The sequence below is a fragment of the Nocardia cyriacigeorgica genome, from assembly GCF_005863245.1.
Classification (GTDB): Bacteria; Actinomycetota; Actinomycetes; order Mycobacteriales; family Mycobacteriaceae; genus Nocardia; species Nocardia cyriacigeorgica_C.
Genome location: NZ_VBUT01000007.1, coordinates 214,568 through 230,324, shown reverse-complemented (window position 1 = coordinate 230,324; position 15,757 = coordinate 214,568). Strand labels below are relative to the sequence as shown.

General features: G+C 69.1%; 18 protein-coding genes. 8 read left to right on the top strand and 10 right to left on the bottom strand.

The window, feature by feature from the left end; all coding sequences use genetic code 11:
- The first annotated feature begins 62 nt into the window (after positions 1-62).
- Together FEK34_RS19405 and FEK34_RS19400 are read left to right on the top strand one after the other, a co-directional pair.
- A complete protein-coding gene (locus FEK34_RS19405; protein WP_138449533.1) occupies positions 63-917 on the top strand; it encodes a carbon-nitrogen hydrolase family protein in 855 nt (284 codons plus the stop codon).
- 11 nt (positions 918-928) lie between these two features.
- A complete protein-coding gene (locus tag FEK34_RS19400) occupies positions 929-1,561 on the top strand; it encodes a phosphoribosyltransferase (protein WP_104897985.1) in 633 nt (210 codons plus the stop codon).
- A gap of 10 nt (positions 1,562-1,571) precedes the next feature.
- On the opposite strand, the gene FEK34_RS19395 is transcribed toward FEK34_RS19400, so the two are convergent.
- Genes FEK34_RS19395 through FEK34_RS19375 form a run of 5 tightly spaced genes read right to left on the bottom strand, consistent with a single transcriptional unit; the run spans position 1,572 to position 6,020 of the window.
- A complete protein-coding gene (locus FEK34_RS19395; protein WP_138449531.1) occupies positions 1,572-2,315 on the bottom strand; it encodes an ESX secretion-associated protein EspG in 744 nt (247 codons plus the stop codon).
- A gap of 8 nt (positions 2,316-2,323) precedes the next feature.
- A complete protein-coding gene (locus FEK34_RS19390; protein WP_138449529.1) occupies positions 2,324-3,637 on the bottom strand; it encodes a PPE domain-containing protein in 1,314 nt (437 codons plus the stop codon).
- Positions 3,630-4,001: a hypothetical protein gene (locus FEK34_RS19385; protein WP_104897988.1), complete on the bottom strand. Its 372-nt coding sequence runs from the start codon at positions 3,999-4,001 to the stop codon at positions 3,630-3,632. The genes FEK34_RS19390 and FEK34_RS19385 overlap by 8 nt, the downstream gene beginning before the upstream one ends.
- Positions 4,002-4,043: 42 nt before the next feature.
- Positions 4,044-5,018 carry an alpha/beta hydrolase gene (locus FEK34_RS19380; protein ID WP_432760967.1) on the bottom strand — a complete coding sequence of 325 codons (975 nt, stop codon included), beginning with the start codon at positions 5,016-5,018 and terminating at the stop codon, positions 4,044-4,046.
- A gap of 42 nt (positions 5,019-5,060) precedes the next feature.
- Positions 5,061-6,020, bottom strand: coding sequence for a helix-turn-helix transcriptional regulator (locus tag FEK34_RS19375; RefSeq protein WP_138449527.1), 960 nt, complete (start codon positions 6,018-6,020; stop codon positions 5,061-5,063).
- Positions 6,021-6,113: 93 nt separating this feature from the next.
- On the opposite strand from FEK34_RS19375, the gene FEK34_RS19370 reads away from it, so the two are divergent.
- Complete coding sequence (locus FEK34_RS19370) at positions 6,114-7,253, top strand: epoxide hydrolase family protein (RefSeq protein ID WP_138449525.1); 1,140 nt, start codon at positions 6,114-6,116, stop codon at positions 7,251-7,253.
- A 22-nt stretch (positions 7,254-7,275) separates the two neighbouring features.
- Here FEK34_RS19370 and FEK34_RS19365 read toward each other — a convergent pair whose 3' ends face one another.
- Positions 7,276-8,091 carry a hypothetical protein gene (locus FEK34_RS19365; RefSeq protein ID WP_249359392.1) on the bottom strand — a complete coding sequence of 272 codons (816 nt, stop codon included), beginning with the start codon at positions 8,089-8,091 and terminating at the stop codon, positions 7,276-7,278.
- A 242-nt stretch (positions 8,092-8,333) separates the two neighbouring features.
- Between FEK34_RS19365 and FEK34_RS19360 the strand changes: the two genes are divergently transcribed.
- Together FEK34_RS19360 and FEK34_RS19355 are read left to right on the top strand one after the other, a co-directional pair.
- Positions 8,334-9,506, top strand: a complete 1,173-nt coding sequence (locus FEK34_RS19360; protein WP_138449522.1) for an acyl-CoA dehydrogenase family protein — start codon at positions 8,334-8,336, stop codon at positions 9,504-9,506.
- Positions 9,507-9,515: 9 nt separating this feature from the next.
- The gene (locus tag FEK34_RS19355; protein ID WP_138449520.1) at positions 9,516-10,643 is read left to right on the top strand and encodes an acyl-CoA dehydrogenase family protein; all 1,128 of its coding nucleotides are present in this window, start codon (positions 9,516-9,518) and stop codon (positions 10,641-10,643) included.
- 168 nt (positions 10,644-10,811) lie between these two features.
- Here the strand turns inward: FEK34_RS19355 and FEK34_RS19350 are convergent, their stop codons facing one another.
- Complete coding sequence (locus tag FEK34_RS19350; RefSeq protein WP_138449518.1) at positions 10,812-11,432, bottom strand: hypothetical protein; 621 nt, start codon at positions 11,430-11,432, stop codon at positions 10,812-10,814.
- Positions 11,433-11,748: 316 nt separating this feature from the next.
- Here FEK34_RS19350 and FEK34_RS19345 point away from each other — a divergent pair, with 316 nt between their 5' ends.
- A complete protein-coding gene (locus FEK34_RS19345; protein ID WP_138449516.1) occupies positions 11,749-12,024 on the top strand; it encodes a hypothetical protein in 276 nt (91 codons plus the stop codon).
- Positions 12,025-12,084: 60 nt separating this feature from the next.
- Positions 12,085-12,948: a GNAT family N-acetyltransferase gene (locus FEK34_RS19340; protein ID WP_138449514.1), complete on the top strand. Its 864-nt coding sequence runs from the start codon at positions 12,085-12,087 to the stop codon at positions 12,946-12,948.
- A gap of 428 nt (positions 12,949-13,376) precedes the next feature.
- Here the strand turns inward: FEK34_RS19340 and FEK34_RS19335 are convergent, their stop codons facing one another.
- Genes FEK34_RS19335 through FEK34_RS19325 form a run of 3 tightly spaced genes read right to left on the bottom strand, consistent with a single transcriptional unit; the run spans position 13,377 to position 15,197 of the window.
- Positions 13,377-14,213 (bottom strand): helix-turn-helix domain-containing protein, encoded by an 837-nt coding sequence (locus FEK34_RS19335; protein WP_138449511.1) that lies wholly within the window; start codon positions 14,211-14,213, stop codon positions 13,377-13,379.
- On the bottom strand, positions 14,210-14,728 hold the full coding sequence (locus FEK34_RS19330) for a DUF6879 family protein (RefSeq protein ID WP_138449507.1): 519 nt from the start codon (positions 14,726-14,728) through the stop codon (positions 14,210-14,212). The genes FEK34_RS19335 and FEK34_RS19330 overlap by 4 nt, the downstream gene beginning before the upstream one ends.
- Complete coding sequence (locus FEK34_RS19325; RefSeq protein WP_249359390.1) at positions 14,709-15,197, bottom strand: hypothetical protein; 489 nt, start codon at positions 15,195-15,197, stop codon at positions 14,709-14,711. The genes FEK34_RS19330 and FEK34_RS19325 overlap by 20 nt, the downstream gene beginning before the upstream one ends.
- 63 nt (positions 15,198-15,260) lie before the next feature.
- Between FEK34_RS19325 and FEK34_RS19320 the strand changes: the two genes are divergently transcribed.
- Positions 15,261-15,590: a hypothetical protein gene (locus FEK34_RS19320; RefSeq protein WP_138449503.1), complete on the top strand. Its 330-nt coding sequence runs from the start codon at positions 15,261-15,263 to the stop codon at positions 15,588-15,590.
- Positions 15,591-15,757 lie beyond the last annotated feature (167 nt).

Genomic DNA, 15,757 nt, shown 5'->3' with positions numbered 1-15,757 from the left:
TGAGCAGCAGTTTACTGCCTCGCGGTGGCTGTCCCGGCCACCGGGCCAATACGGTGAGACCTATGCAACCGCAGAACACGGCCGCGACCGCGGCGACCGGGTCCGGGCGGGTGGAGGTCGCGGTGGTCCAGTTCGCGCCCTCCACCGAGCCGTCGCAGAATCTGCATCAGCTGCGCGGGCATGTGCGCGAGGCCGCCGAGGCCGGGGCGCAGGTGGTGGTCGCGCCGGAGTATTCGATGTTCGCCATCAGCAGGCTCGATCATCGGGTCGTTGCCGTCGCCGAGCCGCTGACCGGGGCGTTCGTCACCGGACTCGCCGCGATCGCGGCCGACTACGGGGTGCATCTGGTGGCCGGTGTGGTCGAGACGACCGCACCGGGCGAGGACCGCATCCACAACACGCTCGTCGCGCTCGGACCGGACGGCACGCTGCTCACCCACTACCGCAAGGTGCATCTCTACGACGCCTTCGGTCATCGCGAATCCGAGGTCGTGCGGCCGGGGGAGGTGGCCGATCCGGCGATGTTCACCGTGGGCGAGCTCACCTTCGGATTGCAGACCTGTTTCGATCTGCGCTTCCCCGAGGGCTGCCGCCGGGTGGCCGCGGCCGGGGCGCACGTGCTGCTGTTGCCCGCGCAGTGGATCCCGGGGCCGGGCAAGGTCGAGCAGTGGACGACGCTGCTGCGCGCCCGCGCCATCGAGAACACCGTCTATGTGGCCGCCGCCGACCAGAGTGCCCATCGTGGTGCGGGAGCGTCGATGATCGTGGACCCGGCCGGCGTCGTCCTTGCCGAACTGGCCGACGAACCCGGCGTGCTCGTCGCGACCGCCGAACTCGCACGAGTGAGCGAGGTACGGCTGGCCAACCCCAGCCTGGACCTGCGGCGATTCGAGGTGGTCGAGCGCGTGGCGGAGTAGCGTTCGAAGTAATGGTGTACAGCGATCGTGGCGCCGCCGGTCGCGCGCTGGGTAAGAGATTATCCTACCTGCACGCGTCGAATCCCCTGGTGCTCGGTCTGCCGCGGGGTGGTGTGCCGGTCGCGGCCGCGGTGCGCGAGGTGATCGGCGGCGATCTCGACATTCTGCTGGTGCGCAAGCTGGGCGTGCCGTGGCAGCCCGAGCTGGCGGTCGGCGCGATCGGCGAGGACGGCGCCAGGGTGATCAATACCGATGTCATGGCCCACACCGGACTCACCCGCGCCCGCGTCGACGAGATCGAGCGCATCGAACGCGCCGAGCTCGAACGCCGCCGGGCCATCTGGCGCGGCGACCGCGAACCGATCCCGCTGGGCGGGCGCACCGTCGTCATCGTCGACGACGGCATGGCCACCGGTGCCAGCATGCTGGTGGCCTGCCGGGTCGCGCGGCTGCGGATGCCGCAGCTGATCGTGGTCGGGGTGCCGGTGGCCTCGGCCGAAGCCATGGACCGGGTCGCGATGGAAGCCGACGACGTGGTCTGCCCGCTGGTCCCGCCCAGCCTGGGCGGGGTCGGCAACGCCTACCGCGATTTCCACCAGCTCGCCGACCACGAGGTGACCGAGCTGCTCAATGCCGACGCCTAGTCCGGCGACGTCACCATTGCTCGGCGTAGGTGCGCCGCTGCGCGGCGGTGACCATGGGCCGCAGGTGGCCGGTGAACTGTTCGGCATCCACCGCGACGATGTCGACGCTGTTGCCGGTACGCACCAGATAGCGGCCGTCGTCGGTGAGATCCACCCAGCACAGCACCCCGAACGGATCCAGTTCCTCGTCACGGCGCACCGACACCACGATCTGGCCGATGCCGTCGCGGCGCTGCCGCAGCAGGGTCCGGATCCTGGCCGGTTCGGTGGGCCCGGCGACGGGCATCGTGACGAGATTGCGGCTGTCCTCGATCACCCGCGACAGGGGCGAGTTGAGCCGGGGGCCGGTGCCCGCGGGGAAGCCGGGAAGCATCGACACCACCCGGCCGGGCAGTGACTTGGCGCCGCCGGCCATCACCATCACCTCGGCACCACGATCGCGTTCGGACCCGGGGCGTTGTGCGGCCACCACCGCGACATTGCCGCTGGCGGCGCCGAGCACCCGGACGGGTGTGGTCACGCCGTCCTCGCCGCTGCGTTCACCGAACACCTCGACGCATACGTCCGGCCGGGCCAGCACCCGCAGGGCGGCCTCCAGGTCGGCGTCGAGGGTGCGGTCACACCATTCGGTCAGTGCGGGCAGTTGCGCGGCGCGTTCGGCGGTGTCGCGCGCCGACAGCCGCACGGCCAGCGGGTAGGGGATGCGGTCGCCGTCGGTCCGGGACCAGGCCATGGCGAACTGGTCCGGGGTCATGCTCCAGTTCACTCGTGCTCGGTCCACTCACCCAGGACCGGCGGCGTGGTGGGGTCGAGCGAGCCGATCAGCTCGCCGCCCTCGCCACCCGGTTCGAGGAAGGTCAGTTCGTCGTCGACGTAGTGCAGGTCGTCGTCCTCGTCGTCGAATTCGTCGGTCTTGGCCGGCGCGGGCTTCGGCGCGACGGGCGCGGGACCAGAACGGGTGGTGTCGGCGGCGGCCAGCGCGCCGCCCATCAGTCCGCCCATGGCTCCGGCGCTCATGCCGGTGATCGCCTCGCCGCTCGAGCCGTGCGAATCCTGCCGCTTTTCCTCGCGTTTGCGCTGGTCGTCGGTGCCGCTGTTCGCGGGAACCGAGACGGGGCCCACGGCCGATGCGGGGGAGGTGACGGCAGCAGCCGGTGGGGTGGCAGGCGCGGCCGCCGGACGGTCGACGGGCACGGCCGCGGCGACGGTGGCGGGGGCGGTGGCGGCGGCCGGGGTGGTGGCGGGCACCTGCGGTGCTGCCTCCGGAACCCCGGCGACGACGGGTGCGGCGGCCGCGGGAATCGTCAGCGGCGCGGGTGCCGCCGGTTCGGTCGCCTCATCCGCGGGGGCAATCGGCTGCTGCGGATCTGCGGGCGGTCCACCGGCGACCACGGCATTCACCGCGGACGGCTGCGCTACCGGCGCGCCGCCGGTGGTATCGGGAACCACGATCGACACCGGGCCCGGCCGCGCGGACTCCGGGGCATGATCGACCGACGCCCCGGCCACCGCGTCCGGGAACGCGGGAATTCCGGCCCCCGTGGGGATGAACGCGCTGGTGTAGATGCTCTCCATCACCCGGACCACATCCTGGCGGGAGTTCTCGACGGACTTGGCCGCGGTGACGTTCTCGCTGGCGCGCGCGGGATCCAGCAGCGCCGCGGCCAGATCCGGTTCGGCCTCCGAGGGTCCGGGCACGGCGGCGCGCAGCGCCTCGGCCGCATCACCGGCCTGCCCGAGCCGCTGCCCGACCACTGTCATCACATCGGCGAGCTGCCTGCCCAGTTGCTCGAAATCGCGCACCGCCGCGGCGGCCTGCTGAGCGGCACCGCCGCGCCAGCCGTCGGCGATGGCCGAGCGAATCTCGGTGTGCGCCTGGTCGATCGCGTCGGTCAGGCCGGTGGCGGTGTTCTGCCAGGCCTGCTGGCCGGCCAGCAGGGTGGCCGGCGCCAACTGCTGCACGGCGGCATGGATCTGCTGGTGGGTGAGATTGTCGAAGATCTCGACCGTCGACGCGTAGTCGGGGTCGACGCGCTGGTGGGCGCCGCGTTCGGCGGCGCGCGGCATATCACGCATCGGCGGCCACCTTCCTGGTGGCGGCGGCGACGGCGTCGTCGGTATCGCGGTAGGCCGCGGCGGCGGCGCGGAAGGTGTGCGCCAGGCTGCGCGCGGCGGCCGCGTAATCGCGCAGCTGCGCGATGGCGTCGGTGGCCTTGCCCTCGAAACCGCGGCGCAGCGCGTCACCGGAGGCGAAGCCGCCGAAACCCGGCAGCGTGGTGGCCGCGGCGAGCTGCTGGATCTGGATGTCGACCTGATCGGCGAGCTGTTCGTAGCGCAGGGCGCATTGTTCGTGCGCCCCCTCGGCCACCAGGACCCCGTCGATCCACAGATCGCCGTTGTCGACCGCGGTACCGAGTGCGGCGATATCGTTGCGCTGCACTTCGTCCCCCTTCTTCCCATCGGCTGCCTGCGCAGCTGTCGGTCACGAGCGTCGTGCCAACCCCTTGACGACTCCCAGCGTCCACTCCGCGATGTCGGCGGCGACCCGCGCGTGCACCGGCTCGTGCAGCAGATCGTGCCCGGCGTCGGCGTACTCCCGCAAATCTACCCAGTCGTGGCGCTGCGTCCATACCCGTATCGCGTCGACGGGTGCGCGGCGATCGTCGGCGCCGTGCACGGCCAGCACCGGAAGTCGCGGCGGCAGCGGCGTTCCCGGGGCTTCCGGCGCGCCGCCGCCGAGCGCGCGGCGCGGCACCCCGGACAGCACCAGCCCGGCCAGCGTCTCCGCGGGTAGCGACGGGACCAGCGGATAGTCGGCGGCGACGGTGTCGGTGCCGCGGATCGTCTCCGGATCGGCGGACTCCGCAGGTGGGACGGCCGCGCCGAGTGCGCCGAGCGCGGTGACCGCGCCGAGCGAATGACCCATCAGGACCAGTGGCGTCTCGGGGACTTGCGCCCGCACCAGCTCGATCATCGGTACCGCGTCCGCCACCAGTTCACGCAGCGTGCCGGGCTGTTCGGGATCGCCTTCGCTGAGCCCGTGCCCGGCGGTGTCCAGGGCCCACATCTCGATGCCCGCGCCGCGCAGCACCCGCGCGAACCGGTGGTAGTGCCCGCTGTGCTGACCGATCCCGGGCAGCAGCACCAGCACCGCCGCCCGGTCCTCGTCCGGCCACCGCCGATAATGCATCCGGCCGCGCGCGCCGTCGAAGTAACCCATCACCGCATCGTCGCAGAGTTCTTGGGGCAGTTGGGGACTCACGTTCTGGTACTGGTGCGTAGTTTCGCGGGTTCGAATATGGGATCGGTCACAGCTCGGCGGGTGCCCTGCGTGAGCCGCCATGTGGGCGTCGGCGTCATCTGGTCCGTCGTCCACATCGCCGGAGAAGCCGAGCCCGGTCTCGGCCATGGTCGCGACGGCGGCGGTGAGCGTGGTGCCGGTGATCGGGAAGGCCATGCCTGCCGAGCCGCCGCGTCGAAGGCTGTCTCGAGGGCGCGGTTATCGAACGGCTCGCAGCGCCCGTTCGGCGAGGTCCCGGACCCGGTCCCTGAGTTCGGGTGGTTCGTGTACCCGGAACTGCGCGCCGAGGGCGAGCAGGCGTTGCGCCAGCCATTCGGGGGAGTCGTCGCGGTCGCAGTCCAGCCGGCAGGTGGTGGCGTCGACGGCGGTGAGGTCGCCGGGATCGTCACCGAGCCGGCCGGCGACCCGGGCCAGCGGTGCCTCGATGGTGACGCTGACGTGCAGCACCGGCGTGCCCCAGTCGGTGCGGCGGCCGGCGACGTAGGCCGCCGGATCGTCGGCGGGCAGTGGGCGCGGGGTGAAGCGGGCGCCGGTCGGGCGGGCGCGTTCGACCCGGTCCACCCGGAACATCCGCCAGCCCCCGCGGTCGAGGTCGTAGCCGACCAGATACCAGCGTCGCCGGGACGGGACCAGGCCCGCGGGCTCGGCGTGCCGGGCGGTGCGCGCACCAGCGCCGTCGCGATAGTCGAAGCGAACCCGCTCGGTATTGGTCACCGCGACGGCCAGCGCGGTGAGCACCTCGGCGTCCACTCCGGGACCCGCATCCGACGGCGCCGCCAACGCGGTCCCGAGCACCCGCACCCGGCGCCGCAACTTCGCGGGCAGGACCTGCTCGAGTTTGGCCAGCGCGCGCACCGATGCCTCCTCGAGCCCGGCGATGGCGGACCCGGCGGCCGCCCGCAGCCCGACCGCCAGCGCCACCGCCTCGTCGTCGTCGACCAGCAGTGGCGGCATGGCGGTTCCGGCGACCAGGCGATAACCACCGGCCGCGCCCATCGTCGCCTCGACCGGATAGCCGAGCGCGCGCAGCCGGTCGATATCGCGGCGCACGGTGCGTCCGGTGACGCCGAGCCGTTCGGCCAGTTCGCTGCCCGGCCATTCCCGTGGTGTCTGCAACAGCGACAGCAGCCGCAGCAGGCGTTCCGGAGTGTCGTTCATATTTCTCAGGATTCCCGATAACTAGGACCTGACCGGTCCTATATGGGTTCTAGCGTAGTTCTCGGATCGACCCCGAGCCCACAGGAGAAACCGATGACCGCCCCCATTCGCCCCTTCCGGATCGACATCCCGCAGGCCGATCTCGACGACTTGCACGAGCGGCTGGCCCGCACCCGCTGGAGTGCGCACCAGTTGCCGGGCCTGGACTGGGAGCGCGGCGTGCCGCTGGACTACCTGAAGGAGCTGGCCGACTACTGGCGCACGGAATTCGATTGGCGCGCCCAGGAAGCGGCGTTGAACGAGTTCCCGCAGTTCATCACCGAGATCGACGGCCTCGACGTGCATTTCGTGCATGTGCGCTCCGCCGACCCGGAGGCGATTCCGCTGCTGCTGACCCACGGCTGGCCGAATACGTTCGCCGAGTTCAGCAAGACCATCGGCCCGCTCACCGACCCTCGAGCCCACGGTCTCGAAGGCGCCCAGGCCTTCCACGTCGTGGTCCCCTCGGTGCCGGGCTTCGCCTTCTCGGCCCCGCCCACCGAGACCGGGATGAGCACCGCGCGGGTGGCCGCGATGTGGGTGACGCTGATGGACCGGCTCGGCTACCGGCGCTACGGCGTGCAGGGCGGTGACCTCGGCGCCTACATCGCACCGGAGATGGCGATCGCCGCGCCCGATCGGGTGATCGGGGTGCACCTCGACGGCGGTATCGGCATGCCGACCGCCGCGGACGTCCCCGCCATGACCGACGACGAACGCGCCGAATGGGATCTGATGCAGCAGTGGATGACCGGCGTCGACCACCACGCGCTACTGCGCGCAGCCCCGCAGACCTTCGCGCACGCCTGGACCGATTCGCCGGTCGGCCTGCTGGCGTGGATGGTGCAGAAGTTCCACGAGTTCTCGCCGCTGCCGCAGTACACGATCGAGCGCGATCACCTGCTCACCACTGTCGCGCTGTACTGGTTCACCGACACCGCGGGCACGTCGTCATGGCCGATGTACAACGGTCTCGGCGAGGACGGCTTCGCCTGGCCGAAGGGCCAGCGGCTGGTGCCGACGGGGACCTACGGCGGTGGTTCGGCGCTGATGTTGCGACTGGCGGAGCAGGACAACGACATCGTGCACTGGCCGGAGGAGAACCCGGGCAATCATTTTGTCGCGATGGAGGTTCCCGATCGGCATGTCGCGGACATCCGCGCGTTCTTCGACAAGATCACCGTCCGCCGGTGAACGGACTCGGCGTGCGTGGCGGTCAGTGACCGCCCTGCACCTGAGTACCCGCGGGCACCTGAGGCTTGGCCGGGGCGCTGGTCGCCGCAGGCGCGGGCGCCGGAGCGGGCGCGGCCTCGGGGGCGGGCGGGGCGACCGCCGCCTGCCCGGAACCGGCGTTGCCGGACTCGGCGGGCGCCGGAGCAGGTGCGGGCGCGGGAGCCGGACTCTCGGCGGGCGGCGGCGGCAGCTGCACCGGCTGCTCGGCCACCGAGAAGGTGCCGACGGTCGGCATCATGACGCAGCGTGCGCCGGGGTAGTCGATGGTGCCCCACATCGAGGCCAGCACCGTGCCCGGTCCGCTGTTCACGGACTTGGCCAGCGCCGGGGTGCCGAGGTCGGTGCGCTCGTCGAGCATGTCGATGCCGCTGGCGCCGTTGTTGATGTTCACCCACGCCACCACGAGACCCGAGGACAGCGGGACGCCGGAATGCGCCGGGGTGGCGTGGAAGGTGAGGGTGCCCGGCGCGCTGTTGACGCCGACATTGGCGGCGGGACCGTTGGCCGTGCCCGCGCCGATGATCGTGGTGACCAGGCCGTTGACGCCGCAGCCGAAGGTGGGCGCCGGGTAGGCGAAGGGGGCGAAGACGCCGTTGATCTCGCGCAGTTTCGCCACGTCGACCAGGTTGGTGTACTCGCGCAGGGCGCCGACGCCGGCGGTGGCGGCCTTGTCGCCCTCGGCGCGATCGGCGAGGGCGGTCAGTCCCTTCTCGACCGGGGTCGGCGCCGGATCGGCGGTGGCCGTCGCGGTGAACGTCAGGGCGGCGCCTGCTGCCAGGCAAGCGGTGGCCGCGGTCACACGTGCGATGGTTCTGCCGTTCACTGACTCAACTCCCTCGATCCGAACCATGGGACGGCCCGCGTCCCGTGCAGCAACGTACCAGGGGTGGCAGCCGTTCGCCGGGGTTGCTCTCGGCGATAGCGCAGATCAGGCCGTATGAGCGCGGGCACGCGTGTCGCCCGGTTGTGATCCACTCGACAATGCACGATCTCCAGGGGGTAGTTTGGTCCGGGAGATACGAGACACGCAGGGAGATGCGTATGAAACTAGCCCTTTCCCCCGACGACGTCGCCTTCCGCGACGAGCTGCGCACGTTCTATCGCAACGAGATCCCCGCCGACATCCGTGACCGGGTCAAATACGGCCACGAACTGTCACGCGAGGACATCGTCACAGCGCACAAGATCCTCAACGACAACGGCCTCGCCGTGCCCAACTGGCCGGTGGCCTGGGGCGGCAAGGACTGGACGCCGATGCAGCGCCACATCTGGCAGGACGAGATGCAGCTGGCCTGCGTGCCGGAGCCGCTGACGTTCAACGCCCAGATGGTGGGCCCGGTGATCGCCCACTTCGGTTCCGAAGAGCTCAAGCAGCGCTTCCTGCCGCCGACCGCCGCGCTCGACATCTGGTGGTGCCAGGGCTTCTCCGAACCCGATGCCGGCTCGGACCTGGCCTCGCTGCGCACCACCGCGGTGCGCGACGGCGATTCCTACATCGTCAACGGCCAGAAGATCTGGACCACCCTGGCCCAGTACGCGGACTGGATCTTCTGCCTGGTCCGCACCGACCCGACCGCGTCGAAGAAGCAGGCGGGTATCTCGTTCCTGCTCTTCGACGTGAAGTCGCCCGGCGTCACCATCCGCCCGATCAAGCTGATCGACGGCGGCTACGAGGTGAACGAGGTCTTCTTCGAAAACGTCCGGGTGCCCGCCGATCAGCTGGTCGGTGAGGAGAACATGGGCTGGACCTACGCGAAGTTCCTGCTCGGCAACGAGCGCACCGGCATCACCGGCGTCGGCCGCACCAAGGTCAAGATCGGTGTGGCCAAGGAGTACGCCGCCGCCACCCGGTCGGGTTCGGGCACCCTGCTCGACGATCCGCTGTTCGCCGCGCGGGTGGCCGACCTGGAGAACGAACTGCTGGCGCTGGAGCTGACGCAGCTGCGGGTGGTCTCCAACTCCTCCGACGGCAAGCCGAATCCGGCGTCGTCGGTGTTGAAGCTGCGTGGTTCGGAATTGCAGCAGGCGGCCACCGAGCTGCTGCTCGACATCGCCGGCCCCGACGCGCTTCCGGTCGGCGCGGACGATATCGCCTCGCCCGGCTGGGCTCAGCGCAGCGGCCCCGGCTATCTGAACTATCGCAAGACAACCATCTACGGAGGTTCGAGCGAGGTGCAGCGCACCATCATCGCCTCCACGATCCTCGGATTGTGAGGCGACACCATGGATTTCGATCTCACCGATGAACAGGTCATGCTGCGCGACACCGTCCGCGAACTGCTGGCCCGCACCTACGATTCCGAAACCCGGCTGAAGGTCACCGAGACCGAGCTCGGCTGGAGCCGCGATGTGTGGCGTCAGCTGGCCGAACTCGGCGTACTCGGGTTGAGCTTCACCGAGGAGGACGGCGGCATGGGCGCCGGCCCGGTGGAGACCATGCTGGTGCTGGAAGAGGTCGGGCGCAGGCTCGCGCCGGAACCGATTCTGGACGCGGTGCTCGTACCCGGTGGGCTGGTGGCCGCGGCGGGTACCGCCGATCAGCGGCAGCGGATCCTGCCGGAGCTGGCCGCGGGCAACAAGCTGCTGGCCTTCGCGCACGCCGAACCGGGCATCCGCTGGCCCTCGGCCGAGATCACCACGCGCGCGGTGCCGCAGGGTGATGGGTATGTGCTCGCTGGGGTGAAGAATCCGGTCGCGCACGGTGACTGCGCGGACGAGTTCGTGGTGAGCGCGACCCTGCCGGACGGCGGCGTCGGGCTGTTCCTGGTCGCCGCCGACGCCAAGGGGGTCAACCGCACCTCCTACGCCACCGTCGACGGACAGCGCGGCGCCCAGCTCGAATTCGACTCCAGCCCCGGTGAGCTGCTCGGCGACAACGCCGACTCCGCCACCGCGGTGCGGTCGGTGCTCGCGCAGGCGCAGGCCGGGTTGTGCGCCGAATCCATCGGCGCCATGGAGGAGGCTCTGCGGCTGACCACCGAATACCTGAAGACGCGCAAGCAGTTCGGCGTCACCCTGTCGAAGTTCCAGACGCTGACCCAGCGCGCGGCCAATATGTATGTGTCGCTGGAATTGGCGCGCAGCATGAGCCTGTACCTCACCGCTTCGCTGGCCGACGGTAAGGACGACGCGGTCACGATCTCGCGGGCCCGGTTGCAGGTTGGCCGGTCCGCGCGGCACGTCGGCCAGGAGGCCATCCAGATGCACGGTGGTATCGGTGTCACCGCCGAGTACCCGGTGGGTCATTACGTCGCTCGCCTGACCGCCATCGAGCGCACGCTCGGCGGCGGGCTCGAGCACCTCAATGTGCTCGCGTCGCAGGTGGGTAACTACGAGTTGCCGGAACTGTAAGCGGTTCAGCGGTAGGGCGGCCCCGGTGCAATCACCGGGGCTGTTCGCCGTTCATGGTCCGGGTGACGGGCAGCGACTTCCGCCCTCGTCGAACACAAGGGCGATGCGCAAGGGTCCGTAGCCGCGATACCTCCGGGGCGCCGGATGACGGCGCCGCGACGGGTCGAATCAGTTCTCGCCGGCTGAGGGCGTCGGCAGGACGTGCGGTGCGCGCGGAGTCGGCTGCGGGAATTCCGATTCCGGTAGTCCGGTGCCCGGGAGTTCGGTGTAGGCGGGCCGGGTGGTCGGCCGGGTGAAGGTGGTCGTCTCCGGGTCCGGGGTTTCCCGATCGGCGCTGTCGGGTTCGTAGGTCGGCAGCGGGCGGGTGGTGCGCGCCGGGCGCGTGGTCGGGGTGCTGGTGGGCTCCCAGTCCTCGCTGGTCACGGGCGGTTCCGTCGTCGTGTTCCGCTGCGGCCGGGGGCGGCGGGTGGTGGATTCGGAGTCCTGGTCGACGCTGTCGCTGGAATCCTCGCCGGGGATCTCGGTGGTCCAGTGCGCGGGCAGGGTGCGGCGCGGGCCGGGATCGGGTGCGATCTTCCAGGTGGGCGAGGGTGGGATGACGACCTTCGAGGCGGTGATGGTGGTGCCCTCGACGACAGGCGCCGGGGCATTCGGGCCGGACCGGATCGGCGGCGGCGCCACATAGGTGTCGTCGTGCCCGACGCCGCAGGCGCCGATGAGGACCAGACCGAGGGACACGGCACCGGCGGCCGCTACCGGACCGACGATTTTCGCCCTGTTGCTCTCCATCGGTGACGCTCCTGGGTAAGTACGAGTCGCGCTCACCCTAGACGAGCCGGGCGGTCCCGGCCAGATGGTGGTGGGCGCTATCCGCATGTGCCGGTAGCCGATCGGCTACCACAGACCTGCTCTGAAACGTTGTTAGGTCAGATAACGAACTGGTCACCTCGGCGTGTTGCGCAGCCGGGTGCGGCAGAATCCACTGGTTGTGGTCGTAGCGTATGTGATGCAAGTTACGCGTGAGACGCCTGAAACCTGGATGAGAGCGCATCGAGCGGTTGGCGCGCACGGAATTACTCAGAACGGCGTCATCGAGGAGTAGATGATGGGAGCTTCTTCGACCACCCCACTGTCCGCCGCGGCCACCCCGGCCACGGCGCCGTCGCCGAATCTCGGCGGCACACCCTCGCGTGCCGTACCCGCCGTGCTGTCGCGGGTGCTGGCCTGGGTGTTCTTCATCGGTGGGCTCGTCGGTGCGATTCTCGGCATCGCGGGTCTGCACGTCGAAATCACCGTCGCCGGACTCATTCTGGCCTGCACGGCCGGGCTGATCCTGCTCAAACTGCGGGCCGACGCGGCTGGTACCGCGGCCTCGAGCTGACCGGCGAGTCCGCCGAAAAACGCGGGCACGCACCAGGCTTCGTTGCCTAGCCTGGGTTCCATGGACATCGAGACCACCGGCGACGCCGTCCGGTTCCGTGAGTCGGCCGGCGCGGTGCTGCGACAGGATCCCTTGCGGCACACGGTGATCGCCACCACCATCAACAACATCGCCTCCGGGCTGGACAGCCCGCCGGTGCCGCCGGTCTTCGTTACCGCGCGCGGCGCCGATGCCACCGGCATCGCCATGCGGGCCGGCCATCGCGATATCTATCTCGGCGCGCTCTCGCCGGACGTCATCGCCGCCGTCGCCGACACCTTCGCCACCACCTCACCGGAAGCCGGTGGGGTGGAAGGCCCCACCGCCGTCGCCGAGGCCTTCGCCGAGCGCTGGTGCACGGTGCTGGGCGGCGATCCCGTTCCCGCCTTCGCCACCACGCTGTACCGCCTGGGTGATCTCGTCGCACCCACGGTGCCCGGTACAGCCCGTCAGGCCACCGAAGCGGATCTGGACCTGTGCATGTCCTGGATGACGGCCATGCGTGTCGAGACCGGCATCCCGGCGGGCGCGCCGTCGGAGGAGGCACTGCGCAAACGGATCCGCGCGGGATCGTGGTGGTTGTGGGAAGACGGCGGCGAACCCGTGAGCCTGGTCGCCCGCCAGCTCCCGTCGTTCGGCTGGTCGCGCATCGGTCCGGTGTTCACGCCGCCGGCGGCCCGCGGCAAGGGCTACGCGAGTGCGCTCACCGCCCATGTGTCGCAGGTGATCAGGGACGAGTCGGTCGAGGTCTGCCTGTTCGCCGATACCGGCAACGAACTCACCAACCGCCTCTATCGCGGCCTCGGTTTCGTGCCGGTCGACAATTACGCCGCGTTTCGATTCGTGCACCCGTCCGGGGAGGCACCGCTCGACAGCTCCCGGTGACAGGTGAACCGGTCGTCATCGTGATGTTCCGGAGCATTGCTCTACGGCCTGTGACCGAGACGAAATGGGCGCTTCCCAGCTATCGGATCGGCACCGGTTACGTCTCACGCCGGACCACGCAACCGCTCACCTGCGGCCGTGCCTGTGGCGTCGATCTCGTCGGCCATCCGGACTCGGCGGATCATCCGTGCGATTCATCCGTTGGGCGGATGTCAGACGTTTCCGATCTGGCTACCTTGGGTAGAGGTCGGGGCCGTATGAGGAGGATTTGTGAACATCATCGATCTCGGATCGTCGGCATTGAACCTGGCGAACGTCGTCACAAACATCGCTGCCAACGTCACCTACCTGCTGCAAGCATGGGGCGTGCTGTAAATCGGCGGCCGAATCCAGGCCGGGTGCCGCGGCGGTGGACCGGGGCGTGAACGTCACCGCCGCGCCTCGATCGCCCGCCGGATCAGTTCCCGAGCATCGGCACCGGTCACCGACTGGTCGGCCAGGATGCTGAAGGCGCGGCCGTAGAGCGCGATTTCGCGCGGCTGGGTCACATTCAATTCGGCGGAGATGGTTTCGACCTGTACCAACCGATTGTCGAACATCACGAATCCGTTGATAATCGGCGCCTCATACGTCGCATCGGCGGGAACTATGCCGAGTGATATCCGGGGTAACGACATCAGTGTCAGTAGCCGATCGAGTTGTCCGAGCATGATCTCGTTATCACCGACCATGGTCCGCAAAACCTGCTCGGCGATGACGAACCAGAACCGATGGTTTCCGTGGTAGAGGACGCGTTGTCGCTCCATCCGAGCGGAAACCCCGGCGTCGACATCGTCGGGGGTCGAATAGAACCCGGTGACCTTCTGGAGGATCCACTGCGCGTACTCCGGGGTCTGGAGTAGCCCCGGAATCACCAACGGCTCGAACCAGCGGGTGCACGTGGTGTCCTGTTCGAGTTTGACAGCCAGCTTCTGCCGCCGGCGAGTACCGGTACCCAGGATCTTGCGCCACTCCATGTATGCAGCCTCGATATTGCGCAAGGTGGCGATGAGATCCGGCAGTTGATCGTGGCTTCCGGTGTGCGCGCACCAGGTTCGCAGGTCGGCCTCGGACGGAGCCTGCTTGCCGTATTCGATCTTCGACACCTTGGACTCATGCCAACCTGCCAGCTGTGCGAGTCTGCGGCCGGTCAGTCCGGCGTCACGCCGCAGTTCCCGGAGCCGAAGACCGAGGGCCTCGTGCGCTTCGTGAGCTGATTCCGTCACCGGTCGATGTACTCGGCGTGCGGTCGGGCGAGGCCCCACACCGTATCGCGGACCTCCCTGCACAGGGCAACGATTCGGGGATCGTGGGTGACTGCGCCGCCCGCCAGTCGGCCGTTCGGCTCGAATGCCGTGAAGGCGACGGTGGCATTGTCGAACAACCACCAATCATCCGAGGTCAAGAGGCTCGGGTCGATCTCATCACGCGCGAGGTAGCGGATTTCTTCACCTGCCGCGATGTTCTGCCGAGCGACTTCCAGCGACCATCGCACATAATCGGTGTGCGGTACCGTCACCACCCGCGCCCGGCGCAGCCCGGCTCCTCGTGCGGTGATTTCGCGGACCATGGTCAGCCAGGACTGCATCCACCGGTAGTCGTCGGTCTCCCCGTTCAAGAATCTGCGGAACGGCACCGACTCGCCTTCGACCGCGTAGGAATCCTGCACTTCGAGATGGAAGGCTTCCTGCCTGCACCCGTGGAATAATTCGTCGAAATCTTTACCGCTCAGCAGCAACACCGTAGAAGGTCCTCCGGTTCATCGGTACTTCTATTGCGATCTCATCCTCGGCGAGGTCCAGCTGCCCGAGTGTCTCGTCATCGGTCACCGGCCGGCCGGATACGGTGAATGTGCCGCGGCCCGTATCCAGCATGGCCGATCCGACGAAGGTATCCGGTTCGGTGAACCCCAGCAGCAAGTGCGGGATCTCCACTGTTCCGGATCGTCCGGTAACCCAGCCCTGGATCAGATACGACTCCTGATCCGTGACGTACAGCGACGGGCAGCCGTTCGTGTTCGAACCACCCTTGCCCAGGAAACGCAACCGCATAGCCAATCCTTCCATCCGAAGATGTGCGTCAGTGTGCGTCGTGCGATCCCCAGTGTGGAGGTACCCGATCCGGGTTGCCAGGGATTTCAATAGGTGACGCAAGCTCGAGCAAACTTCTTGGTCGGTCGAAATCTGGTCCATAACCTCGTCTTCCAGCACGCGACGCCGGGTGTCGAGCCCTCGGCGTCGGGTGCCTGCCAACGGGGTGAACGGAGGGTTCGGATGTGGCGGCGGCCGACGGCGATCGGGTATGTGCGGCGGGATGTCTGCGGGGTGGCGCAGGACTGGGATGAGATCCGGATTCGGAGCCTGGCCAAGCGGTTGGGGTACGAACTGGCCAAGACGGTCGTGTTCAGCGCGCTGACCGATGAGCCGGTGACCCGGCTGATCAATGTGGTGCGCAGCTTGGACGCCGAAGCCGTGGTGGTGCCCAGTGCGGCGCATTTCGACGGCGCTGTGCCCGATCGCCTGGTGGCGGTAGCCGATGTGATCACCGTGGAACCGGAGAACACCTATGCGCGGTGGGCGTTCGAGCAGCTCGGTGAGCCGTGACGCGCTGACCGCTGTGTGGGCGGTGCTGTGGGTGCGGCTATGTTGATGGACACCTGTCCGAGCGCTGTTCCGGTCAACGGGACTCGAGGCGCGGGTAGGGCGGTTCTGTGCGTGCGCCCGGCTACGGTGATAGCTGTGGCCCGCCCGGGCCGCGCCGCGCAGAGAGG